20 protein-coding genes are annotated in these 24,247 nt (G+C 59.0%); all 20 read right to left on the reverse strand.

Annotated elements, in window-relative coordinates; genetic code table 11:
- Window positions 1–58 precede the first annotated feature (58 nt).
- Window positions 59–1,306, reverse strand: coding sequence for a cell division protein FtsA (ftsA, locus tag IDH41_RS16160; RefSeq protein ID WP_190862788.1), 1,248 nt, complete (start codon window positions 1,304–1,306; stop codon window positions 59–61).
- 222 nt (window positions 1,307–1,528) lie between these two features.
- The gene (locus IDH41_RS16165) at window positions 1,529–2,299 is read right to left on the reverse strand and encodes a cell division protein FtsQ/DivIB (RefSeq protein WP_190862790.1); all 771 of its coding nucleotides are present in this window, start codon (window positions 2,297–2,299) and stop codon (window positions 1,529–1,531) included.
- 125 nt (window positions 2,300–2,424) lie between these two features.
- Window positions 2,425–3,693, reverse strand: coding sequence for a UDP-N-acetylglucosamine 1-carboxyvinyltransferase (gene murA, locus IDH41_RS16170; RefSeq protein WP_190862792.1), 1,269 nt, complete (start codon window positions 3,691–3,693; stop codon window positions 2,425–2,427).
- Window positions 3,694–3,708: 15 nt separating this feature from the next.
- Window positions 3,709–4,614 carry a UDP-N-acetylmuramate dehydrogenase gene (gene murB, locus IDH41_RS16175; RefSeq protein WP_190862794.1) on the reverse strand — a complete coding sequence of 302 codons (906 nt, stop codon included), beginning with the start codon at window positions 4,612–4,614 and terminating at the stop codon, window positions 3,709–3,711.
- A 312-nt stretch (window positions 4,615–4,926) separates the two neighbouring features.
- Window positions 4,927–6,024, reverse strand: coding sequence for a stage V sporulation protein E (gene spoVE, locus IDH41_RS16180; RefSeq protein WP_190862795.1), 1,098 nt, complete (start codon window positions 6,022–6,024; stop codon window positions 4,927–4,929).
- 46 nt (window positions 6,025–6,070) lie between these two features.
- Window positions 6,071–7,501, reverse strand: coding sequence for a UDP-N-acetylmuramoyl-L-alanine--D-glutamate ligase (gene murD / locus IDH41_RS16185; protein ID WP_190862797.1), 1,431 nt, complete (start codon window positions 7,499–7,501; stop codon window positions 6,071–6,073).
- Window positions 7,502–7,573: 72 nt separating this feature from the next.
- Window positions 7,574–8,530: a phospho-N-acetylmuramoyl-pentapeptide-transferase gene (gene mraY / locus IDH41_RS16190; RefSeq protein WP_190862798.1), complete on the reverse strand. Its 957-nt coding sequence runs from the start codon at window positions 8,528–8,530 to the stop codon at window positions 7,574–7,576.
- Window positions 8,531–8,535: 5 nt separating this feature from the next.
- Window positions 8,536–9,948: a UDP-N-acetylmuramoyl-tripeptide--D-alanyl-D-alanine ligase gene (locus IDH41_RS16195; RefSeq protein ID WP_190862800.1), complete on the reverse strand. Its 1,413-nt coding sequence runs from the start codon at window positions 9,946–9,948 to the stop codon at window positions 8,536–8,538.
- Window positions 9,945–11,432 (reverse strand): UDP-N-acetylmuramoyl-L-alanyl-D-glutamate--2,6-diaminopimelate ligase, encoded by a 1,488-nt coding sequence (locus IDH41_RS16200; protein WP_190862802.1) that lies wholly within the window; start codon window positions 11,430–11,432, stop codon window positions 9,945–9,947. The genes IDH41_RS16195 and IDH41_RS16200 overlap by 4 nt, the downstream gene beginning before the upstream one ends.
- 76 nt (window positions 11,433–11,508) lie before the next feature.
- A complete protein-coding gene (locus tag IDH41_RS16205) occupies window positions 11,509–13,449 on the reverse strand; it encodes a stage V sporulation protein D (protein WP_190862803.1) in 1,941 nt (646 codons plus the stop codon).
- 110 nt (window positions 13,450–13,559) lie between these two features.
- Window positions 13,560–15,827, reverse strand: a complete 2,268-nt coding sequence (locus IDH41_RS16210; RefSeq protein WP_190862805.1) for a penicillin-binding protein — start codon at window positions 15,825–15,827, stop codon at window positions 13,560–13,562.
- Window positions 15,828–15,838: 11 nt separating this feature from the next.
- Window positions 15,839–16,231 (reverse strand): cell division protein FtsL, encoded by a 393-nt coding sequence (gene ftsL / locus IDH41_RS16215; RefSeq protein ID WP_317890762.1) that lies wholly within the window; start codon window positions 16,229–16,231, stop codon window positions 15,839–15,841.
- Window positions 16,232–16,253: 22 nt separating this feature from the next.
- Window positions 16,254–17,204 carry a 16S rRNA (cytosine(1402)-N(4))-methyltransferase RsmH gene (rsmH, locus tag IDH41_RS16220; RefSeq protein WP_190862808.1) on the reverse strand — a complete coding sequence of 317 codons (951 nt, stop codon included), beginning with the start codon at window positions 17,202–17,204 and terminating at the stop codon, window positions 16,254–16,256.
- Between the two features lie 30 nt (window positions 17,205–17,234).
- On the reverse strand, window positions 17,235–17,672 hold the full coding sequence (gene mraZ / locus IDH41_RS16225; protein ID WP_190862810.1) for a division/cell wall cluster transcriptional repressor MraZ: 438 nt from the start codon (window positions 17,670–17,672) through the stop codon (window positions 17,235–17,237).
- 129 nt (window positions 17,673–17,801) lie between these two features.
- Window positions 17,802–18,812 carry a DUF4349 domain-containing protein gene (locus IDH41_RS16230; protein ID WP_190862812.1) on the reverse strand — a complete coding sequence of 337 codons (1,011 nt, stop codon included), beginning with the start codon at window positions 18,810–18,812 and terminating at the stop codon, window positions 17,802–17,804.
- Between the two features lie 115 nt (window positions 18,813–18,927).
- Window positions 18,928–20,193 carry an adenosylhomocysteinase gene (locus tag IDH41_RS16235; RefSeq protein WP_190862813.1) on the reverse strand — a complete coding sequence of 422 codons (1,266 nt, stop codon included), beginning with the start codon at window positions 20,191–20,193 and terminating at the stop codon, window positions 18,928–18,930.
- Between the two features lie 50 nt (window positions 20,194–20,243).
- Window positions 20,244–21,884: a bacillithiol biosynthesis cysteine-adding enzyme BshC gene (gene bshC / locus IDH41_RS16240; protein ID WP_190862815.1), complete on the reverse strand. Its 1,641-nt coding sequence runs from the start codon at window positions 21,882–21,884 to the stop codon at window positions 20,244–20,246.
- A gap of 144 nt (window positions 21,885–22,028) precedes the next feature.
- Window positions 22,029–22,430: a DUF3397 domain-containing protein gene (locus IDH41_RS16245; protein ID WP_190862817.1), complete on the reverse strand. Its 402-nt coding sequence runs from the start codon at window positions 22,428–22,430 to the stop codon at window positions 22,029–22,031.
- Window positions 22,405–23,433, reverse strand: a complete 1,029-nt coding sequence (locus IDH41_RS16250) for a ketopantoate reductase family protein (RefSeq protein ID WP_190862819.1) — start codon at window positions 23,431–23,433, stop codon at window positions 22,405–22,407. Before IDH41_RS16250 ends, IDH41_RS16245 begins: the two co-directional genes overlap by 26 nt.
- Before the next feature lie 157 nt (window positions 23,434–23,590).
- Entirely contained in the window at window positions 23,591–24,241 is a 651-nt protein-coding gene (locus IDH41_RS16255) for an RsfA family transcriptional regulator (protein WP_190862820.1), read from the reverse strand.
- Between the last annotated feature and the right edge of the window lie 6 nt (window positions 24,242–24,247).

Genomic DNA, 24,247 nt, shown 5'->3' on the forward strand with positions numbered 1-24,247 from the left:
TGCGTTCCGCGGTGAAATATAAGCGCCTTTAGAGCAGAACCTTATATTGTGTTCATAATTAAATAAATTCGTTAAACATGCTTTTAATCCGCTCGAACATGCCGGGTTTAGGCGCAGCTGCCGGCGCAGCCGCTTTGCGGCTTGCGGTCGATTTCTTCACCGCGCCCGTTCCGCGGGCGCCCATGTATTTCGACACGTATTGGATCATGCCGACGCCGCTGCTGAAAGCCGGATCCCTAACTCCAATGTAATCCGGCAAAGCGATTCTGACGGAAGATTCCAGCTCTTGCTGCGCGAGTGGAAGCGTGCCCGGCATCGATACCGTTCCGCCCGTCAGGACGTAGCCGTTCACCTTGTCCCCGTATCCGAGTCTGCGGACCTCTTGACGGATCAGATGGAAGATTTCCTGCATTCGAGGCTCGATGATGCTTGCCAAATCCAATTGGGAAAATTCCTTCTCGACGTTGCTCCCCATGCGGGTCACCTTGAACCTTACGTCGTCGGCCGCGTCCGCTACGTTCGCGCAGCCGTATTTCAGCTTGATCTTGTCCGCTTGCTCGCTCTGCGTCCGCAAGCCGTACGCGATATCGCTCGTGACGTATTCGCCGCCGATCGGCAGCGTCGATACGGCCGCCAGTCCGCCCTGGTCGAAAATGGCGATCGTGGTCGAGCCCTCTCCGATGTCCGTCAGCACGGTCCCCATCGATTTCTCGTCCTTCGTTAGCGACATGACGCCGGATGCCAGCGATAGCAGGATAACGCCCGAAATACGCAGTCCTGCCTTCTCCACGCAGCGCATCAAATTATGGATCGCCGTCTTCGTCCCCGTGACGATGGTCGCCTCAACCTCGAGGCGGACGCCGATCATTCCCCTCGGATCGGATATCCCTTCCAATCCGTCTACCAAATATTGCTTCGGAACAAGATTGATGATCTCGCGCTCCGGCGGCAGCGCGACGACCTTCGCCGCCTGCAGCACGCGCTCGATATCCTCTTCTCCGATTTCGCGATCCTCGTTGGATACGGCAACGACGCCCCGGTTGGTCTGCAGCGCGATATGATTGCCCTGTATTCCGACGTAGACGTCTGATATTTGAATGTCAACCATGCGCTCCGCATGCTCGACCGCGTTGCGGATCGATTGCACGGTTTGATCAATATCTACGATTGCTCCTTTGCGAATACCCTCCGAGTCGGCAGATCCAACTCCAATAATATTAATGGCCCCGTTGTTCACTTCGCCAATAATAGCACGAACTTTGGATGTACCGATGTCCAAACTAACGATGATGTCGTTGCTGCTCAACTCGCGGCACCTCCGTTTCAAAATAATGAAATAATATTGCGCTTGCTAAAGGTCTTTCTACATATTCAACGCTTTTAATATTTTCCCTCTTTTTTCAACAAAATTTTCGTCGTTTTTTTCGGTTCTTGTCGAGGCCCGCCCCTTGCGGAGCCTCATTTTTCTAATGAATTCCAGCTTTCACGGCAACAAATGCGATAAATAAAATTCTACCATTCTTTCAAGCTATTGAGTAGTCTCTTTTTGCTCGGAGTCCGCATTTTCTATAGGCTCGTTGTTGAAAGGAACGTAGGTGTCGGCGAGCAGCATCGTAATTTTGCCCGGCTCCTGCGTCTCGATGACCGCGTTCAACGCTTCGATTTTGTCCGCGAGGACGGAGACGGCCGTGACCACCTCGAACTTCGTCCGCGTATAGATCACGATCCGGTCGGGATAGGCGTTCGATGGGTTCGGAATGATTTCCGACAGGTCCGAGAGCTGTTTTGCGGGGATTTGGCCTAGCTGCTTCGTGAGCTCCGCCTTAACCGGATCGCCTTGCGCCCAGCCGGAGAGCACGGGCTTGTCCACCAGAAGCAGCTCGTCGTTGCTCGCGTCGACGCTCGTTCCGTTCGACAACAGCGCCGTCATTTCACCTTGATCCGACAGCTCGAACGCGACGACCGGGTGTTCCGTCACGGCAATCTTCACGACGCCCGGAAACACCTTCGTTACCGCCACTTCCTTAACCGGCGGAAGCGTTCCGACCCTCGCTTCGATCTCCGCCGACGACGTCCCGAAAAAAGCGTCTCCCACCGCGACAGCGGCGGCTTGTCCGACCTCCTCCTCCGCCGTGAACCTCGTTCCTTCGATCTGGATTTCCGAAATTTTGCTGATTGAAGAATTGAAGAATAATACGGCCAGAATGGCAATAAATAATAGAAAGAGGATGGTGAGCAGCTTGCGGCTTCCCATTCGCTTTCGGGCAGGTTCCTTAAGTACAGGCATCTGAGAGCTCATAACTCGTCCCTTCCTTCGCCAAAAAACATCCGGCTTTCCCGTCGCGTAATGTCGGCTTAGCTTTACGGCGTAAAGCTAAGTGAGGGAAGCCGGCCGTTTCGATCTTGCTGCTCATGCGCATATCCTTAATTGTTAGGCACCGGCGAGTTGCGCATGATGCGCGCGCCAAGTCTTGATAGCATCGTTTCGATTTTGTCGTAGCCGCGGTCGATATGGTGAATCTGCTCCACGACCGTCTTGCCCTGCGCAGCCAGACCGGCAATGACAAGCGCGGCGCCAGCACGCAGATCGGTCGCTTCGACCGTCGCCCCGTACAGCCTCGGCACGCCTCGAATGAACGCGGCGTTCAAATCCACGCGAATATCGGCGCCCATTCGGGTCAATTCGTCGACATGCTTCAAGCGGCCCTCGAAAATCGTTTCCTTCAATACGCTCAACCCGTCGGCAAGCGTTAAAAGAACCATGACTTGCGATTGCAGATCCGTCGGGAAAGCGGGGTACGGAGACGTGACGATTCTTTCCACCGCCCTTGGTCTGGCGGAGCTGCCGACTTTAATTATATCACCGTCGACGATGATTTGAACACCTGCGCGGCGCAGAACGTGTATGAGAGAAGATAAGTGCGCGGGCTGCGTATTCTGGAGCGTCACTTGGCCCCGCGTCGCCGCGGCGGCTACCATGATCGTCCCCGCGACGATCCGGTCCGGAATCACCTTGTAACGACATGGCGTTAGCGACTGTACCCCGTCTATCGTAATGGTGTCCGTGCCGGCGCCCATGATCTTCGCGCCCATCGTGTTCAGAAAACGCTGCAAATCTTGAATTTCCGGCTCGCGCGCGGCATTGCTGATCGTCGTCCGGCCTTCGGCCAGAACGGCGGCCATCATAATGTTCTCCGTCGCCCCGACGCTAGGGAAGCTCAAATGGATGTCGGCTCCCGTCAATTTATCGGCCCGACATATGATGCGGTTGCCAAATTCCTCGATTTCCGCGCCAAGCGCCTTCAATCCTTCCAAATGCAGATCGATCTTGCGCTCGCCGATCGCGCATCCGCCCGGCTGGTAGACCTGCGTCTCGCCGAATCTCGCAAGCAGCGGCCCCATAAGAAATATGGAAGAACGCATCTGTCTCATTAACGACTCCGGCACGTGGGACGTATGCGCGGTTTCGGTATCCAGCACAACCGTACCTCCCGCATGCTCGGCGCGGCATCCCAGTTCGCGCAAAATGTTCAGCATGACGTCGATATCCAGCAAATCGGGCACGTGGTCGACCGTAATCGTGCCTTCCGCCAGCAGACTGGCAGCCAATATCGGCAAAGCGGCATTTTTCGCTCCTTGGATAACGATGGTTCCTGAGAGAGGTTTCCCGCCTTCAATCACCAATTTGTCCAATGTATCACCTCCGAATTACCGCTCGCCCACCACCAATACTTCCGGTACCAGCAGGATGCCGAAGCGATCCTGGACGGTGCTTCGAATATGTGCGATGAGGGCGAGTACGTCTTCGGCTGTCGCTTGCCCGGTGTTCACGATAAAATTGGCGTGCTGCTCGGAGACTTGCGCGCCGCCGCGGCGTACGCCTTTGAGCCCAGCCTCTTGGATGAGGCGGGCGGCGTGGTCGTTCGGCGGGTTGCGGAATACGCTGCCCGCGCTCGGCAATTGCAGCGGCTGCGTTCTTCGCCTCTTGTCCTTATACGTGGCCATAGCCGCCGCAATTTCCTTCCGGTCCCCTTCCGCGAGCTCGAAGGTGGCTTCGACGACGACGCCCTTCTGCTCCTGCAGGATGGAATGCCGGTAGGAAAACCGCATGTCGTCCTTCTCGTAGCGAACCAATTCTCCCGTTTCCAGTACAATGTCAGCCGACTTAAAAATACGTGACACATCCGATCCGTGCGCGCCTGCGTTCATGTAGACGGCTCCGCCGACCGTTCCCGGAATTCCCCCCGCGAATTCGAGTCCGGTCAGCCCTTCCTTCCCCGCCATGACCGAAAGCTTAATAAAGGAATACGAAGCGCCGGCCGTCGCGAGCGATCCTTCGAAATGCGCGTAATCTAACCCTTTGTGCGGCTTCATTACAACTCCGCGAATCCCTTTGTCGCTCACCAGCATGTTGGAGCCCCTGCCCAGATTGGTCCATGCGATCCGATGCTTATTCATCAGCCGGACGGCGGTAACCAATTCTTCTTTGCCCCGGGGAAGGATAAGGATGTCGGCGGGTCCGCCGATTTTCCAAGTCGTATAGTTCGATAGCGGTTCATTGTACAATATTTCGCCGATGCCAGCTTGTTCCAATTCCGCCTTAAATGCTTCCATTGTTGAATCCTCCTAAAGAACCAGCATTGTTGTTGAGCTGCATTCGGTTCGCCAATGCCGGGCCGCCGGCGCGCAGCCGGGCTGCCGTTCGGCGGGACATTGCCGTTGCAACGGCCGCCTTTCCGGGCGACGGTCACGAATATAGTGTATCTTATGCCCCCGTAGGCTCTTGTGTGACAAACGCCCATGCGGCTGCGCGCCGCCCCTTGCCCACGGTATGAGGCAAAGTTCCTTCGTCCTTCTATCTTCAATCGGGCGGCCGGCATGTTGCGCCTCGCCGCCCGTTCCATTCGCGCTTAAACGTCCGAGAGCTCATCTTGAATAACGCGATATATTAAGCAAAATGCCCAGCGCCGTCAGAAGCAGCGTCAGCGAAGAGCCGCCGTAGCTCACGAGCGGCAGCGTAATGCCGGTAACCGGCATCATGCCGATGACGACGCCGATGTTGATCAGCACCTGCACCCCGATGATGCCCGTAATGCCTATCGCAAGCAGGCTCCCGAACGTGTCGGGCGAGGCGATCGCCGCTCGCACGCCGCGCCATACGACGACCAGGAACAATAAAATTAACGTTACTCCGCCGATGAAGCCTAGCTCCTCGGCCAATATCGAGAATATAAAATCCGTCTGGGGCTCGGGCAAGTAGCTGTATTTTTGCCGGCTCATGCCGAGTCCCAATCCGACCAGGCCGCCCGGCCCGATCGCGAACAGCGATTGAATGATTTGATAGCCTCCGCCAAGCGGATCGGCCCATGGATCGAGGAAATTCGTAATCCGCTTCAACCGGTATGGCGCCGCGATAATGAGGCCGACGAAGCCGGCTACGCCGATCATCGCAAGCCCCCCCAGATGCGCCATTCTCGCGCCCGCCGTGAAGATGAGCAGCAGCGAAGCGCCGACCATCACGGCACCCGTGCCGAGGTCGGGCTGCAGCATGATCAGGCCGAAGGCCAGTCCGACGAGACCGAGCGGGGGAAGAAGGCCCTTCGTGAAATGCGTGATCGTCTGCTGCTTCTCCGACAGCCATTTGGCCAGGAACAGGATCATCGCAAGCTTCATGAACTCCGAGGGTTGAATGCCGAAGGAGCTGATGCCAAGCCAGCTGCGCGCCCCCCCGCGGACGACGCCGACTCCGGGTATAAGGACGAGCACAAGCAAGCCGAAGCAGACAAGCAGCGCCATCGGCGCCCATTTTTTCCAGACGGTATAATGCGTATTCATCGTAAAAATCAGCGCGCCGATGCCGAGAGCGGCAAATAGCGCCTGACGCTTCACAAAATAGAATCGATCGCCGTGCTCGTGAAAAGCGAGGACGGCGCTTGCGCTGTACACCATAATCAATCCGATCGCGAGTATAAGCCCGATTGCGGCAAGCATCCAAATATCCGGGGCAGAACGCGCTTTGGCCATAGCGAACACACCTCTTAGCATGGGAAAGTAGGGACATGCCCCCTACTTACAAGGTATGCGCCGAATCTTTAAAAATGCGCCCTCTTTGCTCGTACGACGGGAACATGTCCCAGCTCGCGCAGGCCGGCGACAACAAGACGATGTCGCCCGGCTCCGCCATGGCTGCCGCTTTCTTCACCGCTTGCCTGAGGACGGACTCGGCGTCCTCACTAGGTTCGACGGTTTCCACGCTCGCTAAACCTGCCAGCTCCGCTACGCGCGCCAGCTTCCCGCGCGTCTCGCCGAGCGCGACGAGCCCTTTCAGCCGATCGCGGAACAGCGGCACGAGCTCCATGTAATCCGAGCCGCGGTCAAGCCCGCCCGCCACCAGCACGATCGGCGCGGACAACGAGCGGACCGACATCGTCGTCGCCGCCGGGTTCGTCGCTTTCGAATCGTTGTAATAGTTGACGCCGTTCACCTCGCGCACGAACTCCAGCCGGTGCTCGACGCCTTTGAACCCGCGCAGCGGCCCGGCAAGCAGCTCGGGCGCGACGCCCGCCGCCAGACACGCCGCGATGGCCGCAAGCGCGTTGGCGGCGTTGTGGCGGCCCGGAATGCCCAGCTCATCCACCGGCATGATCGCCTCCTCCCGGCCGCCCTCCGGCCGGAATACGATATGCCTGGACGCGTTCGGCGCCGTATCCTCCGGATCCTGGGAGAAGGGAGGCTCCAGGTAGACGCCCTGCTCGAGGCGCTCGTACAGCGAGAACGGGAACCGGCGCGCCGCAAGCAGCTCCGACAGAGCCCGGCATTCCGGGTCGTCCCAATTGACGACGGCGACGTCTTCCTCCGTCTGATTGTCGAAGATCTTCGCTTTGGCATTCACGTAATCGTCCATATCGCCGTGATAATCGAGATGCGTCTCCGCGATGTTGAGCAGCAGCGCGACGCGCGGGCGGAACGCGTCCGTCCCCTTCAGCTGGAAGCTGCTCAGCTCGGCGACGATCCATTGCTCCTCCGTCGCTTCGAGCGCCGCTTCGCAGAGCGGCCGCCCGATATTGCCGGCCACGATCGGCTTCAGGCCGGCAGCGTCCAGCAGCTCGCCGATCCACGTCGTCGTCGTCGTTTTGCCGTTGGAGCCGGTAATGCCGATAATCGGCGCGGGCGAGAGCCAGTACGCGACCTCCACCTCCGTAATAATCTCGACGCCGAGCTCCTCGGCCTTCGCCACGGGCGGCGCGGAATAGGGAATGCCCGGGTTTTTGACGAGCAGCGCCGTATCCTCCGTCACGAGGTCGTCCGGATGATAGCCGCATAGCACAGAAATGCCCAAAGCGGTCAATTCGTCCGCTTCGGGGCATAGATCGCGTTCCTTCTTGTCGTTCACGACAACGTCCGCGCCTAATTGGTGAAATACTTTCGCGACGCTTACGCCGCTTCTGGCCAACCCCAATACGACGACTCGGCGGCCTTGATATGTAGCCGGATGGTTCATATGTGACAGTCCCTTCTATGGATACATGAAACGGCTTTTCGCGCATGCGCAAAGCCGCCGTCTGCTTCATTTTTAAATAACGAACAACAAGCCGATCGCCGCCAGAACGAGCCCGGTGAGCCAGAAGACCGTCACGACCTTCCATTCCGACCAGCCGAGCAGCTCGAAGTGGTGGTGGATCGGGCTCATCTTGAATATCCGCTTGCCGCGGAGCTTGAAGGAGGCCACCTGCAAAATAACCGACAGCATCTCGAGCACGAACACGCCGCCGATCACGATGAGGAGCAGCTCGGTTTTGGTCAGAATGGCCACCGCCGCGATCCCTCCCCCGATGCCGAGCGAGCCCATGTCGCCCATGAACACCTTGGCCGGATGGGCGTTGAAGACGAGGAAGCCGAGCACCGCTCCCACCATTGCCGCGGAAAATACCGCCGACTCGTGCGCCGAGGTTTGCAGCGCCACGATCGTGAAGGCGCCGAACGCGATGGCGCTCGTCCCGGCCAGTAAGCCGTCGAGGCCGTCGGTGAAGTTGACCGAGTTGCTCGCGGCGAACATCATGATGACGACCAGCGGATAATAGAACCAGCCGAGGTCGACGCCCCACCCGGTGCCGGGAACCGAAATTTCCGTGCTGTGATTCATATTGTACAGCATCGCGCAGACCAGAATCGAGAACAACAGCTGGCCGAACAGCTTTTGCCGGGCGGTCAGGCCGAGCGAACGCTTGAACACGATTTTGATGTAATCGTCGAGAAATCCGACGAGGCCGAAGCCGAGCGAAGCCGTCAGCAGCACCCAGAATTCGGCCGTCTTGTCGGAAAACTTCATGAACGCGATCATGAGCGCGATCATAATGATGATGCCGCCCATCGTCGGTGTCCCGCTTTTCTTCAAATGGCTTTGCGGGCCCTCCGTCCGAATCTGCTGCCCGAACTTCAGACGCCGGAGGAGCGGAATAAACAATGGTCCGAGCAAGATCGTTAGAAGGAACGAGGCGCCGATCGAAAAAAAGATGACCATCATGTCCATCCCTCTCACCCCATCTCCAAAGCTTGGACAATCTGTTCCATGCGCATGCCGCGGGAGCCTTTGATCAGCACCAGATCTTCCGGCTGCAGCTCCGCGCGCAGCTTCTGCGCCAGCTGTTCCTTATCGTCGAAATGAAGGACCGCATTCGCCGCACCGGGAGCGAACCGCGTTCTCGCGCCTTCTGCCGTATACGCTGACAGCGGCCCGAAGGCGAGCACGGCATCGGCCTTGGCCGGCGTGATGTAGGCGCCGGTCTCGAAGTGCAGCTCATTCTCCTCCGGTCCGAGCTCGAGCATGTCGCCGAGCACGATCCATTTGCGGCGGTAGCCTTCGAGCTGCTCGACCAGGTCGATCGCCGCCCTTACCGCGGTCGGATTGGCGTTATATGCGTCGTTGAGCAGCATCGCGCCGTTAAAGGCGCGAACCGGCTGAATCCGCATGCCCGTCAGCTTCATGCCGGCGAGGCCTTCCGCGATCTTCGCGCCCGGAACGCCGAAGAAACGGCCGACGGCGATCGCCGCCAGCGCGTTGCTGACGTTATGCCGACCGGGAACGGGAATGCGGACCTTGCCGACGCCGCTCGGGGTTCCGCCGTAGACGGGCGTGAACGCCGACGACTCCGGGCCGACCTCGATATCGGACGCCGACCATTCATTGCGTTCGGACAAGCCGAACGTCCGGCGCACGATGCCGCCCGGCAGAACGCCTCGATGAAGCTCGGCTTCCAAGAGCGGCTCGTCGCCGTTGTACAGCAGCAGGCCGTCTTCGCTTAAGCCTTGCGCGATCTCCAGCTTCGCCTTGGCGATGCCCGCTCTCGAGCCGAGCTGGAGCAGATGGGCCTCGCCGATATTCGTAATGATTGCGGCGTCGGGCTGCGCGATCTTCGTCAGCTGCTCGATCTCGCCGAAGCCGCTCATGCCCATCTCCAGCACGGCGACCTCCGTCTCCTCGTCAAGGCCGAGAACCGTTAGCGGCAAGCCGATATGGTTGTTCAAATTCCCTTCCGTCTTGACGACCTGATACGTCGTGCCGAGAATGGCGGCCGTCATGTCCTTCGTCGTCGTTTTGCCGTTGCTGCCCGTAATGCCGACAACGCGAACGACGAGCTCGCTGCGGTAGGCCGAGGCCAAGCGCTGCAGAGCGACCAGCGTATCGCCGACGATGAGCAGCGGCAAGCTCTCGAGGCCTTCCGGTACTTTGCGTCCTTTCTGCCAAAGCGCGGCGGCCGCTCCGCGCTCCGCCGCCTGCTTCGCGTATTCATGTCCGTCGAACCGCTCCCCGACCAGCGGCACGAACAACTGACCCGCTTCAATATGACGCGAGTCGGTCGATACGCCCTCTATTCGGAGCGAAGGATCGCTTCCCTTCCATATGGCGCCGCTCATTTCGGCAACTTGCTTGATCGTACGTTTAATCAATTTATGATTCCCCTTATCGCTTCTTTCGCAACTATTCGGTCGTCAAACGGATGCTTGACTCCGTTAATATCCTGATAGGTTTCATGTCCTTTCCCCGCAATCAATACTACATCGCCGGGGCTTGCCATTTCAACCGCTTTTTGAATGGCGGCCCTCCGGTCGGCGATCAGCTCGTATTTGTCCCGGGGCGCGCCTGCGCCGGTCAGCCCTTCCTCGATGTCCTTCATTATAAGCGCCGGATCTTCGGTTCTCGGGTTATCGGAGGTAACAATAATATATTCGGAAAGCCGCGCCGCTATCAGTCCCATTAACGGCCGCTTCGTGCGGTCGCGGTCGCCGCCGCAGCCGAAGACGCAGATGATCCGCTTCCCGGCGAACTCCCTTACCGCCTTCAGCACGTTGTCGAGACCGTCCGGCGTATGCGCGTAATCGACGATGACGGCGAAGCTTTGCCCCGCATCGACCGCTTCCACGCGTCCGGGCACGCCGGGAATGGCGCCCAGGCTCGCGGCGATCGCATCGAGCGGCACCCCTTCGAGCAGGAGGGCGCTCATGGCCGCCAGCGCGTTATTGACGTTGAACTTGCCGGCCATCCGCAGCGTGACGTCCGCCTCTCCGCGGAACGTGTTCACATGGAACGCGGTTCCCTTCGCCGTTATGCGGATGTCCGATGCCCGGACGTCCGCGGCGTTGTCGATGCCGTAGGTGACGACCTCCGCCGCCGTCAGCTCCGCGTATGCCGCTGAGGCGCCGTCGTCCGCGTTCAGCACGGCGTAAGAGCGGTCGCTCTCCTTCGGCGCGTATTCGTTCCCGAGCCGCGAGAAGAACAGCCCCTTCGCCGCTTCGTAGCGGTCCATCGTTTCATGATAATCCAAATGATCCTGGGATAAGTTCGTAAAAACGGCCGTTCGGAAACGGCATCCTTTCACCCTGCCTTGCTCGAGCGCATGCGAGGATACTTCCATCGCGCAATATTCGGTTCCGGCATCGCGCATCCGGCTTAAATACTCTTGAAGCCGCAGCGTCTGCGGCGTCGTTCCCGACATCGGGAACGATTGTCCGCCGTACCTCAGCTCGATCGTGCCGATGACGCCGGCCGGCATGCCCCGATCGTTCAAAACCTGTTCGATCAAATACGTGGTCGTCGTCTTGCCGTTCGTGCCGGTAACCCCGATCAGCTTCACGTCCCGGCTCGGATACCGATAATAATGATTGGCGATCGCGGCCATCGCCAGCCGGGAATCCTTGACGATAAGCTGCGGCACGCGAACGGCAAGCTCGCGCTCCGCCACGATCGCGGCCGCTCCGGCCTCCGCCGCTTCCGCGGCGAACCGGTGGCCGTCCACCCGATGCCCCTTCAGGCAAATAAACAGGTGGCCGGCCCCGATCGTTCTGGAATCGTTGCCGATTCCGGCAATTTCCGTCTCTCCGTCCCCGACGAGCCTTGACGTGACAAGCAGCTTCGCAACATCCTTCAATCGCATCTGCTTTCAACCCCTCTCCCAAACGTTGACGAAACATGATATGCGTCTGCAGCGCCCTCGTTAACTACCATTATAGTCAATGGGAGTGGGATATATTATCGTCTTCGCCCAAATAGATGCGGATCGTGGACCCCCGATCGACGCGGGTGCCGGCCGCGGGCGCCTGCTGGATGACCGTCTTGCCGGAACCGGCGGTCGTCAGGTTGAAATTCATGTTCAAGTCTTCGTAAATTTCCGATACGGTCTTGCCGATCAGGTTCGGTACCGTCACGATCGGCACTTCCCCGTAGGCGTATTCGCGCTCGATCTGCTTCTCCCGCCGAGGAATTTCCAGAATGGCGAGCGCATCCTCCATAATGTTGTGGACGATCGGCGCGGCGACGACGCCGCCGAACTGGATGCCCTGCGGATTGTCGACCGCCACGTAGACGACGATCTGCGGATCGTCGGCCGGCGCGAAGCCGATGAACGAGACGATATGCTCGTTCGGGGAGTACCGCCCGTTCTTGACCTTCTGCGCGGTACCGGTCTTGCCTCCGACGCGGTAGCCGTCGATGAACGCGTTTTTGCCCGTTCCTTTGGCCACGACGCTTTCGAGCGCTTCGCGCACCTCCTTGGACGTTTCCTCCGAGATGACGTTGCGCACCGCCTCCGGCTCGACCGTCTTCACCGTCTCGCCCGTCTCGGGGTTGACCCATTCCTTGGCCACGTGCGGCTTGTAAAGCGTGCCGCCGTTGATCGCGGCCGACACGGCCGTTATTTGCTGAATCGGCGTGACGGAAACCCCTTGGCCGAACGCGGTCGTCGCCAGCTCCACCGGTCCGACCTGGCTCGGCTTGAACAGGATGCCGTTCTCCTCGCCGCCGATGTCGATGCCCGTCTTCGTGCCGAAGCCGAAGTTCTTAATATATTCGAACAGCTTATCTTTGCCGAGCCGGTTGCCCAGCGTAACGAAGCCAGGGTTGCAGGAGTTCTCGACGACTTCCAGGAACGTTTGGCTGCCGTGGCCGCCCTTCTTCCAGCAGCGGAGCTTCGCCCCGCCCACCTCGATGGAGCCCGGATCGAAGAATCGCTCGTTTTTCAAATCGACCTTGTTTTCCTCCAGCGCCGCGGCAAGCGTAATAATCTTGAACGTAGAACCCGGCTCGTACGTCATCCAGATCGGCAAATTGCGGTTGTACACCTCGGAGGGCACCTCGCGGTACTTGTCCGGCTCGTACGTCGGCCGGCTGGCCATGCCCAATATTTCTCCGTTGTTCGGATCCATCGCGATGGCGATAATGCCGTCGGGCTGAAGCTTCGTCATCGCCTGGTCAAGCTCCCGTTCCATGACGGTCTGGATGTCCTTGTCGATCGTAAGCTTCATCGTAAGGCCGTCCTTCGGCTCGTCGTACGTATCGGACGAGCCGGGCATCAGCCTGCCGGCCGCGTCCGACAGAAACGAGACGCTGCCGCCGATGCCGCTGAGCTCCGAATTGTATTTCGCCTCGACGCCCGTCAGCCCTTGATTGTCGATGCCCGTAAATCCGAGCACATGCGCGGCCAGGCTTCCGTGCGGATAGAACCGCTTGTTGTCCTCGGCGACCACGATGCCCGGCAGTCCAAGCTCGCGGATCTGCTCCGCCTTGTCGATCGTAATTTTTCTGCCGCCCGGCCCGAGATTCACGATGAATTGCTTCTTTTTTATTTTGCCGAGAATCGTCTCCTGCGACATGTCGAGCAGCGGCGCAAGGGCGGCCGCCGTCGCCGGATGATCCTTGATTTGCACCGGAATCGCGAATACGGTCGGCGAGCTCACGTTATAGGCCAGCTGCACGCCGTTGCGATCGACGATCTCGCCCCGCTTCGCGACGTACGGAATTTCGCGCCGCCACGAATCCTCGGCTTTGCCGGCCAGCTCCTCGCCTTGCCAGAGCTGCACGTAGGCAAGCCTGAGACATAAAGCAATAAAGGAGACGCCGGCTAGCAGCAAAATGATGAATAGCCGGCGTCTGACCGTCACGTTGGATACTTTCATTCCTTGTTCCCCCTCCGCAAGACTGGTTTGCGCGGAGCGTACGCTTACGCTCACTCCCAGCCTATTCGGGACAAGCGGAGGATAGAACAAGCCTTACGGGGTCATTCGCGTTACTCCGGAGAATCGCCGGACTCGGCCTGTTCGTCGGTCGAGCCCTGCTCGCCGCTTGCTTCCGAGCCGCCGTCGCTGGCTTCGTCTTCGGCGCCCCCGGCATTTTGTTCGGCCGCGCCGTTCGGCGGCTGCAGCACCACCCTCAGCACCTTTACGTTGTTCATCGTCTCTTCCTGCTGAGAGACGACGAAGCCCTGTCCTTCGGGTATGAGCCGGATGCCGATCAGCGCGGCGATTTCAAGCGCGTCCCGGAGCGATACGCCGGTAAGGTCAGGAACGACCAGCTTGTCCCGCTGCTCCGTGATCAAGTAGACGCGCTGCGTCGGATGGACGGCGGAGCCGGCAGCCGGGATTTGCTGGACCACCGTCCCTCCGTTTCCGACCAGCTCGTAGCCGAGCGTCTTCGCCTCCAGCTCCGCTTTCGCCTGCGCGACCTTCTTGTCGGTCAAGTCCGGAACCTGCACGCTCGCTTCCTTCTTCTCGGAGCCGCCTGCCTCCGTCTCGTAATTCGGCGCCACGCCCATCTTGCGGAGGCTCTTCAGCACGATCTGCTTAAAGGCGGGAGCGGCTACGGTTCCCCCGCCGACGAGCGGATCGTTCGGCTCGTCGACGACGACGTACACGACGATTCGCGGATTGTCGACCGGCGCGTATCCGATGAAGGAGACGACGAATTTGTCCGCCGAATATTCACCGCCTACGACCTTTTGCGCCGTACCGGTCTTGCCCGCGACGCGGTAGCCTTCGATGTAGGCGTTTTTGCCGGTGCCGTTCTCCTGGTCCGAGACGACCTGCTCCAAATATTCGCCGACCTTCTTCGAAGTTTCCTCCGAAATGACGCGGCGAACGACCTTCGGCTCGATTTCGGTCGTCGTTTTGGTAACCGGATCGGTTATTTTGCGCACGATCTGCGGCTGCAGCAGCTCGCCGCCGTTCGCGACGGCCGCCACCGCGGCCACCTGCTGGATCGGCGTGACCTGGACGTTGCCTTGTCCGAACGTCGCGCGGGCCACGTCGCTCGGATATTGGAGATTGATCGCGCCGGACAGCTCGTTGCTGAGCGCAATGCCCGTCTTCTGCCCGAAGCCGAAATTCGTGAAATAATCGCGAAGCTTCGCGGCTCCGAGCCGTTCGTAGCCAAGCTTGACGAAAGCGACGTTACTCGAATGCTTCAGCCCTTCCAGGAACGTGATCGTTCCCCAGCCTTCACGCTTAATGTCGCGGATCGGAACGGGAATGTCGTCGAGCTTGATGCTGCCCGACTTGTATTTTTCGTTCGGATTGAACACGCCCTCCTCGACCGCCGCCGCGAGCGTGGCGATTTTGAAGGTGGAACCCGGCTCGTACAAAGACTTGATCGCATGATTGTAAAAGTTCGCGTAATCGCTTTTCCAAAACTCGTTCGGGTTGAACGTCGGTACGTTCGCCATCGCCAATATTTCCATCGTGTTCGGATCGGCCGCGATGACCGTCGCGCTCTTCGGGTTGTATTCCTTGACGATTTCCTGCAAAGCCTCTTCCGCGTATTGCTGAATGTCCCCGTCGATGGTCAGCTCGATTTCCTGTCCGTTCCTCGCGGGTACGAATTCGACTTCGCCTTCGGCCAGCTGAACCCGCTTGCCGTCCTTCTCGTACTTGATCTTGCCGTTCTCGCCGCTGAGCTGCTCGTCGAAGAACGCCTCGACGCCCGTAATCGCTTTGCCTTCCTTGTCCAAATAGCCTACCAGCTGCGAGGCGCGCGCGTTTCTTGGATAAAAGCGCTTCAAGCTCTCGGTGAGGTAAATGCCGACATCAGTCACACCCTTGTCTTTGTTTTCTTTCAGCAGCTCCTCGCGGAATTCCTTCAGCTTGTCCGCCAGCGCCTTATCGACTCCCCAGCCTCCTTGCCGCATTTCCCTGTTGCTATAGTACTTGCCGTCCTTGTTCTTCGCCGTCACCAGCTCGCGCAGCTCTTCCTTCGGCCGGCCCAAAATGTCGTGAAGCCCGTCGACGACGTCCTCCACGAGATCCGCGTCGTGAATCGCCTGCGGATTGACCGAGACGTTGTAGGCGATCGTATCCATCGCCAGCACGTTCCCGTTCCGGTCCGTGATCGAGCCCCGTTTGGCGGTCAGCGTCTCTTCGGCCGACCAGCGCTCCTTCGCGAGTCCATACCATTCGGCCCCTTGCACGACCTGCACATAATAGATTCGGCTAATTAAAATAAGAAAAAGGAGGGTCATAATCCCTCCAAACAACAACGTCCGCAATCTGATTCGTTTCGCCATGACCGTTCACCCTATTCGCCCATTGCCGTTTTCGTTTCTTTATCGCCGGTCTTTACCGTGATGCCGCCTTCGAGCATGCTGACCATCCCTTGCGATTCCGCCAGCTTGCGGATTCTCTCCGGATCGCTGAGCATCTCGACCTGCTTCTTCATATCTTCCATTTCCACGTTCATCGTCTGATAGTCGCTGGTCAGCTTCTTGATCTGCAGATTCATATCGTAGATTTGGGCGTAGCGGAAAATAATGACGCCTGCCACGGCCACGCATACGAGCACCGTGAACATGTACAACAGCTTCTCCTGGACCGGGATGGATCTGCGGGTCTTTACGACTCTCTTCGTTTCTTTCACTACCGTTTTCCGATCTTGCTTTCGTTTCGGCTGGAGCGCCAAATTACCGTTCACGTACGCCAACTCAAATCCCCCTTTACAATTTTTCGGCTATTCTAAGCTTGGCCGATCTGGCCCGCGGATTGCGTTCGAGCTCCTCCTCGCCGGGCACGATCGGCTTCCGGCTGACGAGCTTCAAGATGCCCGCGTTCCCGCATACGCATAGCGGAAAATCGGGCGGGCACGTGCATTTCTCGACAAATTTGGCAAATATTTGCTTGCAAATGCGGTCTTCCAGCGAGTGGAACGTGATGACGGAGGCGCGTCCCCCGGGCTTCAAGCAGCGCACCGTCTGCTCAAGCGCGTCCTCCTCCGCTCCCAGCTCGTCGTTGACGGCGATGCGGAGCGCCTGGAAGGAACGCTTGGCCGGATGAGGGCCGGTCCTTCGCGTGGCCGCCGGAATCGAATTTTTGATGAGCTCCGCCAGCTCGCCCGTCGATTCGATCGGCCCCTTCTCCCTGGTCTTGACGATATTGCGGGCGATCTGTCGCGCGAACTTCTCTTCGCCGTAACGGTCCAGTATACGCGACAGTTCCCGCTCGTCCCAAGTATTCACGATTTCGCGGGCCGTCAAATCCCCCTCCCGGTCCATCCGCATATCAAGCGGCGCGTCATGGTTATAGCTGAAGCCGCGCTCCGCTTCGTCAAGCTGCGGGCTGGAGACGCCGAGGTCGAACAGGATGCCGTCAACCTGAGGCACGCCGTCCTTCATCGGAACGCCGCAGCCCGCCAGCTCCCGTTCCAATTCGCGAAAATTGCTTCGTACCAGCGTTACTTTATCCATATAAGGAGCCAGCCGCTTGCGAGCATTATCCAGCGCCCAATCGTCCTGGTCGAAGGCGATCAGCCGGCCTCCTTCGCCGAGGCGCGAAGCGATCAGCTCGCTGTGGCCCGCTCCTCCGAGCGTGCAATCGACGTATATGCCGTCCGGCTTTATGGCCAAACCGTCAACCGCTTCTTCCAATAGCACCGTAACATGCTGAAACACCATTCAGCCCTCCTCGTCATGTTGTCCGCTCTAGAAGTTAAAGTCGAAATCGACGAGCTTCTCGGCGATTTCGTTAAAGGCTTGCTCCGACTGCGCGTAGTAGCCGTCCCATGTCTGCTTGCTCCAGATTTCCACCCGGCCGGATACGCCGAGCACCATGCATTCCTTGTCCAGCTTCGCGTATTCGCGCAGATGGCTCGGCAGGTTTACCCTTCCCTGTTTATCCAGCTCGCATTCGGTGGCGCCCGAGAAGAAGAAGCGCGTGAAGGCGCGGGCGTCCGACTTCATAAGCGGCAGCGACTTGAGCTTCTGCTCGAGCACGCTCCACTCGCTCATCGGATAGACGAACAAGCAGTTGTCGAGGCCGCGGGTAGCGATGAACGAGGCGCCGAGCGCTTCGCGGAATTTCGAAGGGATGATAATGCGGCCTTTCTCGTCGATGCTATGTTGATACTCACCCATAAACATGAGACCGCCCCACTCCTTCCCCCTGAGCCACCACTTTGCCCCACTTTTCCCCACCTTGATACTTTAGTTCGCCACCTAAAATAAAAATCCTGCTCCATGAGCAGGATTTTTCAAATTTAATTTATCCTATTAATGATCGGGATCGGACGGCTCCCGCTCCTCGTCAGGCGAGACTTGAACGGCTTTCGCGGGACGCCGCAGCCGGCGCGACACCCATACGGCGGGAACGGCGACGACCGCAAGAACGACAATGACGGGAATCGCGCCGGCGATCGCGACGAGCAGGAACTTCAAGCCTTCCCATACGGCCTTCGTGCTTCCCGCGAGCGCTTCGGCCAGCCGCGTGCCCAAATTCGGCTCGCCGTCGCCCGCTTGCTTAATCGCTTGGTCCGTTTGATACAGGCGGAGCTCGACGGTGGAGAAGGCGACGTTGTTGTCCAAGTAACGGATCCTCCCTTTAATCCGTTCAATCTCCTCCTGCACGTCGCCGAGCTGCTGCGAAAATTTCAGCAAATCGTCGGCCTTCGCCGCTTTCTCCATCATGGAGAGCAGGCGCTCCTCGACGAGCTGCCTCGCCTTAAGCCTCGATTCAAGATCGACGTACTCCTCGGACACGTCCTTACTCCCTATATTTCGCTCGAAGCTGCGATGTTCGATCTGCTCGATCCGGTCGATGAAGGACATGAAGCCGTCCGCGGGCACCTTGACCGTATAGCTCGCGCCGATTTCGCCGTCATGTCTCGTATCCTGGAATTGCATAATGTACGCGCCGCTCAGTCCGATCGCTTGACGCAGCGCCGACGACGCCGCGCCAACGTCATCCACCTGCATCGTCAAGGACGCCGAATAAATGATCTTCTGGTTGTACGCCTCCCCGCCGGTCAGCGCGTCCGCGGCAATCCCGCCGCCGGCCGCCTCGTCCGAAGCCGCTCCTCCGTCCGCGGCAGCGATCGCAAGCGCTTCCGAATCGCCGCCTGCCGAATCGGCGACCGAGCCGCTTTCTTCGGTGAGCGCCTGCCCCTTCGCGGCGTTGCTCATCGAACTAGCCCCGTTCTCGTTCGCTGCCGAACAACCTGCTAGCAAGCAGAATGCCAATAGTACGATAAATCCGAGCCATATCCCTCTCTTCTGTCTATGCAAGGAAATCCCCCCTCATCGTTTCCTTTCTTGACGCAGACTGCAAATAAAAGGTTACAGCCCGAATAAAAGAAAAACCGCGATTGCTCGCGGCTCCCTCCTTGGCTTGCGCAGCCTGTTATTCAGCTTCTCTCCAGCTGTCCAAATAAGCGATCTGCTCGTCCGTCAGCTTATCGATGCCGAAGCCGAGCGATTCCAGCTTCAGTCTCGCCACCTGCTCGTCCAGCTCGTACGGCACGTTGACGACTTTGTTGCCGATCGACTCGTACTTCTCGTTCACGTGCTTAAGCGCCACCGCCTGCAGCGCGAACGTCATGTCCATAATCTCCGCCGGATGGCCGTCGCCGGCCGCCAGGTTGACGAGACGCCCTTCCGCCAGCAAGTAAATGCTGCGGCCGTCCTTTAGCCTGTATTCCTCGATATTGCGGCGAACGGTACGGACGCTGCCCGACAATGCCGCAAGCTCCGGCTTATTCGCTTCCACGTCGAAATGGCCGGCATTGGCGATGATCGCGCCGTCCTTCATCGCCTCGTAGTGCTCGCCGCGAATGACGTCGCGGTTGCCGGTTACCGTTACGAAGAACTCGCCGACCTTCGCCGCTTCCAGCATCGGCATGACCGCAAATCCGTCCATGTACGCCTCGACCGCTTTGATCGCGTCGATTTCCGTTACGATCACGTTCGCACCAAGTCCCTTCGCGCGCATCGCCACCCCTTTGCCGCACCAGCCGTAGCCGACGACGACGACGGTTTTGCCCGCGACCATCAGGTTGGTCGTCCGGTTGATGCCGTCCCACACCGACTGGCCGGTACCGTAGCGGTTATCGAACAAATGTTTGCAGTACGCATCGTTGACGGCGACCATCGGGAATTTCAAAGTGCCGTCCTTCTCCATCGCCTTCAGGCGGATAATGCCGGTCGTCGTCTCCTCCGCGCCGCCGCGCAAATTGTCCGCGAGCTCGGGGCGCTCCGAATGCAGAATGGTGGCGAGATCCCCGCCGTCGTCGATAATGAGATCCGGCTTCCATTCCAGCGCCTTGATGTTCAGCTCCTTGAACTCCTGCGGGGACGGATTATATTTGGCGAATACCGTAATGCCGTCCTCCACCAGCGCGGCGCACACGTCGTCCTGCGTCGACAGCGGGTTGCTGCCCGTAATTGTCACGTCCGCGCCGCCGGCTTTGACCACTTTCGCCAAATAAGCCGTTTTGGCTTCCAGGTGAAGCGCGATCGTCACCTTCAGCCCTTTGAACGGCTGCTCCTTCTCGAAGCGCTCCCGGATCGTGTTCAATACCGGCATGTGCGCCCGCACCCAATAGATCTTCCGATGCCCCTCCGGCGCCAAAGCCGGATCGGCGATAATGCTTTTCTCCGCAACGCTCATCTCATGACAGCCTCCTTATATAGATAGAATAAAGCCCCATCGCCGCCGCATTATAAATAAACGATCCGATGCCCGCCCGTGCGGTCGAATGGCGTATCCAGCAGCTTCTCGATCCATGCCGCGTCGTACCGGTTCCAGTACGCCGCCATGTTAAGGACGCGCTCCTGCGGCTTTCCGAGAGGCTTAATGGCGAGCTGGACTCGGTCGAGCTGGCGGGTGGAAGCCTCGAACTGCTTATTGAAGGCGTCGACCGTCTTGCTCCCCATATACTGGATTTGCTCGATAATCTTCTGCATATTCGTGTCTCCGAGCTTGGCGAGCCCGGGTTGCACGCCGGCGGCGAGCGTCAGAAGCGGCTTATACAGCTCCTCGAAGGCGCGCTTCGCGTCGTCGAACCGCTGCTCGATGGACAAGCCGTCCTGCACCTTCAGCCAAGCCGCCTTCTTCTCGTCGAACCGGTTCATGACGTCGTCGAACGAAAGCTCGTACTTGTCCATATATTTCGCGATCGTCCCCTCTACGAGCGTATAGGACATGCGCGGAACGATGATCGGCATCTCCATGCCCATGACGCGGAACGCCTCGCCGGTCAGCGCCCAATACGCGATTTCGCCGGGACCTAACACGACGGCGAGCACCGGGAACAAATAATCCTGCATGAGCGGCCGGGTCAGCACGTTATTGCTTAGCTGCTCCGGCTCACGATCGGCGATATGCAGCAATTGCTCCGCGGATATCGAGAGCTGGCCCTTGCGATCCTGGAAAGCGCCGTCCCGTTTATGCAGCAGCGTGCGTTCGTAGCCGTTCGCCTCGTGGAAGAGGAACAGGTTGGCGCTGCCCGGCGTTACGTCGGCCTGCATCGAATAGCCGAGCTGCCTCACCTTCTCGGCGGAAGCGGCATACGCCCGCTCCAGCTCGTCGTTGCGCTCGATCATCGCCCGGAACATCGGCGCTTCCAGCCGGCGGACGTTCTCGTCGTCCGCGTCGATAAGGACGAGACCGGACTTGCCGAACAAATGGCTGATCACCCGCGCGAACATATCCGATAAGGATCGGGCACCGAGCGACATCCGGCGCAGCTCCGCCAGCATGGCCGGCTTGAATTCGGAATGCGGCAGCGCCTCCTCCAGCTCGCCCAGCAGCCGCTCCCACGTCTCGTCTGCGACGGCCGTCCGGCTGACCGATGTGCGCGACCCTTCCGGGCGCGCCGCCGACAGCTTGCGAAGCTCCTGCTCCGCCGTAATCACGTACGCGTGGTTGGCTTCGTCCCAATCATGGTCTTCCCCTGCTACCCAGAACACCGGCACGACCGGTCTCCCGAGCTGCTCGGCCGCTTCGGCAGCCGCCCGGACGATGGACACGGCCTTGTGGATGACGAGCAGAGGTCCTGTCCACAAGCCGGCCTGCTGCCCGCCGATCACGACCGGCGCCCCTTCCGCTATCGCCGCGATGTTCGCGAACGTCTCGGGCGAAGCGCCGGCCTTCTCGTTGTACAGGCGAAGCGCATCCGCGAGCCCCGCGGAATCCGTCCGCGTTCCGCCCGCGGCCGCGAGCCGCTCGGCGCGTCTTTGCCAATCCTCGTCCGCTCCGGCATGATAGCCGTATAGCGAATCGATGCGGCTATCCGTCCGGTGTATATAGGCCTCTGCCAAAGGCTGTGCGCTTGGCATCGGATAGGTATCGGTTCTCATAGCGCAGCTTGCAACCTCCCGCTTGATCGCCGCGATCGCGGCATCTCGTATAATAATGTTACCCTCGTCATTGTACACAAATGGAAAGCCGCCCGTCAAAACAAAAACACCTCTATGCGAATAGAGGTGCTTCCCCGTTGAACGTCAGGCGTTGCCGGTAATGATCATTTTGCTGACGGCGATCAGCATGAACACGATATAGAGAAGGCTCATCGTAAAAAAGCTGAGTCTCCAAATCGCGCGAAAAATTTTTTTGGCGTCGATGTTGCCGCGCTTGCGAAACTGCGCGTTGCCGATCAGGCCGCCTCCCAGCAGCATGAACAGCAAAATGCCGTATAAGCCGAAGCGGCTGCTGAATATATCGTCGAACAGCACGGCTACGCAGCCGATCAGCAGCGCGGTCGTAATGTCCATCGCCAGGCGGAACGCTTTCTTCCGATCCTGCACGATCGCGCCGTAACCGAACAAAATCAAAGCGAAGGGAATGACGGGAATGACCGCCAAGTAGGCGTATAGATGTTTAATGCTCTCCCAAATCATCGCCATGATCCTTCGCTCCTTTCGTTAACGGCTCTTTATGCAGCGCATGAATTAGCTCGGTAACCGCTTCGTTGAGCGGGGACTTCAGCTTCCATTGCCGCGCCAGCCGGATAATGCCGCCGTTGATGGCGTCGATTTCCGTCCTTCTTCCGGACCTGACATCGCCGAGCATGGATGAAATATTGCCGCTTGTCCGATCGCACACGTCCAGAACGGCTTGCCAGCCATCCGGATCGGTCGCGATGCCTGCTTGCCGCAATAAGCATTCGGATTCGTCGTACAGCGCTCTCATCAGCCTTCGCCTGGCCGGATGGGCCGGCAGCTCGCCGTTCGTCACGTCAAACAGCGCAGTAAGCGGATTAATGACTGCGTTAATCAATAACTTATTATACATGCGATCTTTCATGTCATTCGACAGGAACGCGGCAAATCCTGCCGATTCCAGCATCGATACCAACATTTTTTGCGAGCTTTCGCGCGTATCCCCATGGCGGCTCGCTACGGTTCCCCACTCGCCCAGCCACGTCCGTCCGGATCCGGTATGGACGACCGTTCGGGCATCGAGCCGCTTGGCGCCTTCCGTCGTCACCGCCGCAACGAGAGGCGCTTCAGGCAGAACGGTCTGGATCCGCTCCATATGCCCGATGCCGTTCTGAAGACATACGACCGCCGAAGCCATTCCGTCCCCGCGCGCCGCCAGCCGTCCGATCTGCCGCAGCAAGCCGTCATTCAAATCCGTCTGCTTGACCGCCAGTATAATAAAACGTACCGGCGCCTGTCCAGGGCTCGCCCCGGCCTCCGGCTCCATATGCGCCGTTTCGATCCATTTGCCGTCGACGCGGACGATCCGCTCCTCCGCATCCGGCGAACGCAGCCGGATACCGCCGGAGCCCAGCAAGTAGGCCTGCCGCTCGCTTCTCGTCCAGACCGTGACGCCCGCACCCGCTCCGGCAAGCCGCCCGCCGAAGAGCAGGCCGAGCGAGCCGCCGCCGATTATATCGAATTTCACGCCGCACCTCTTTCCGGACGCCAAGGGCTTTCAGCCTTATCTATCCGCGATCCTAATCGCATCCATCGTAACAAATTTGCACAAATTATGCCAACGCAAACGTAGGCGGGGCATGCCGATCAACCCGGCTCGCCCCGCCTATGCCTTGCCCGATAACTTATTCAATACGTTCCAAATTGCCGTTCGCATCCATTTTGAATCGCGGCTTCGCTTCTTCTTCATCGGTTAATACGGTTAACCTTCTCGCGCGGTCCATGATCTGGATCAACGTCTTATAATCGTCATTAACGGCGCGGTAATCCGTTTGCACGTTGTTGACTTCTTTAGACAATCTCTCATTCTGCTCGCGCAGCCGGTCTAACTCTTCCTCTTTGTCTTTCAGTTCCTTCTCGAACAGCTTGATCTGTCTCGTTAAATCCTGATAGGTCGTCTTCCAGCTACGCAAGAAACGGATGACGGCGTCGATCGAGATGCCTTCCTCGATCGAGCCGGCGTCTTGCCTGAAGCCTCGCTCTTCCGATTCGAATACGGCTATCGACGAAACGTGCGGCGTTGCTACTACCGTTTGCTTTTTCAAGTAATTGCGTTTTTGCCGCTGCTGTTTGGCGATCTGAATGGCGTCCTCGTACCGTTTGCGAACGCAGCTGTTCCACCGGAACCCGCAGGCGGCGGACGTACGGCCGATTCGTTCTCCGACTTCCTCGAACGCGGCAAGCTGTGTGCTTCCTTCGCGAATATGGCGTAGCGTTACCTCGGCGAGAATCAAATCGTCGTCCGGACTCCACGCGTCTTGTCTGACTGCTGTCATGCAACG

This window comes from Paenibacillus arenilitoris, assembly GCF_014705655.1.
GTDB classification, from domain to species: Bacteria; Bacillota; Bacilli; order Paenibacillales; family Paenibacillaceae; genus Pristimantibacillus; species Pristimantibacillus arenilitoris.

Excerpts from the sequence above, each read along its gene's own strand:
- IDH41_RS16165 (WP_190862790.1), bottom strand. The coding sequence starts at position 2,299 with ATGAGCTCTCAGATGCCTGTACTTAAGGAACCTGCCCGAAAGCGAATG.
- murB (WP_190862794.1), bottom strand. The coding sequence starts at position 4,614 with ATGGAAGCATTTAAGGCGGAATTGGAACAAGCTGGCATCGGCGAAATA.
- spoVE (WP_190862795.1), bottom strand. The coding sequence starts at position 6,024 with ATGGCCAAAGCGCGTTCTGCCCCGGATATTTGGATGCTTGCCGCAATC.
- murD (WP_190862797.1), bottom strand. The coding sequence starts at position 7,501 with ATGAACCATCCGGCTACATATCAAGGCCGCCGAGTCGTCGTATTGGGG.
- mraY (WP_190862798.1), bottom strand. The coding sequence starts at position 8,530 with ATGGACATGATGGTCATCTTTTTTTCGATCGGCGCCTCGTTCCTTCTA.
- IDH41_RS16200 (WP_190862802.1), bottom strand. The coding sequence starts at position 11,432 with ATGCGATTGAAGGATGTTGCGAAGCTGCTTGTCACGTCAAGGCTCGTC.
- IDH41_RS16205 (WP_190862803.1), bottom strand. The coding sequence starts at position 13,449 with ATGAAAGTATCCAACGTGACGGTCAGACGCCGGCTATTCATCATTTTG.
- IDH41_RS16210 (WP_190862805.1), bottom strand. The coding sequence starts at position 15,827 with ATGGCGAAACGAATCAGATTGCGGACGTTGTTGTTTGGAGGGATTATG.
- mraZ (WP_190862810.1), bottom strand. The coding sequence starts at position 17,672 with ATGTTTATGGGTGAGTATCAACATAGCATCGACGAGAAAGGCCGCATT.
- IDH41_RS16235 (WP_190862813.1), bottom strand. The coding sequence starts at position 20,193 with ATGAGCGTTGCGGAGAAAAGCATTATCGCCGATCCGGCTTTGGCGCCG.
- bshC (WP_190862815.1), bottom strand. The coding sequence starts at position 21,884 with ATGAGAACCGATACCTATCCGATGCCAAGCGCACAGCCTTTGGCAGAG.
- IDH41_RS16245 (WP_190862817.1), bottom strand. The coding sequence starts at position 22,430 with ATGGCGATGATTTGGGAGAGCATTAAACATCTATACGCCTACTTGGCG.
- IDH41_RS16255 (WP_190862820.1), bottom strand. The coding sequence starts at position 24,241 with ATGACAGCAGTCAGACAAGACGCGTGGAGTCCGGACGACGATTTGATT.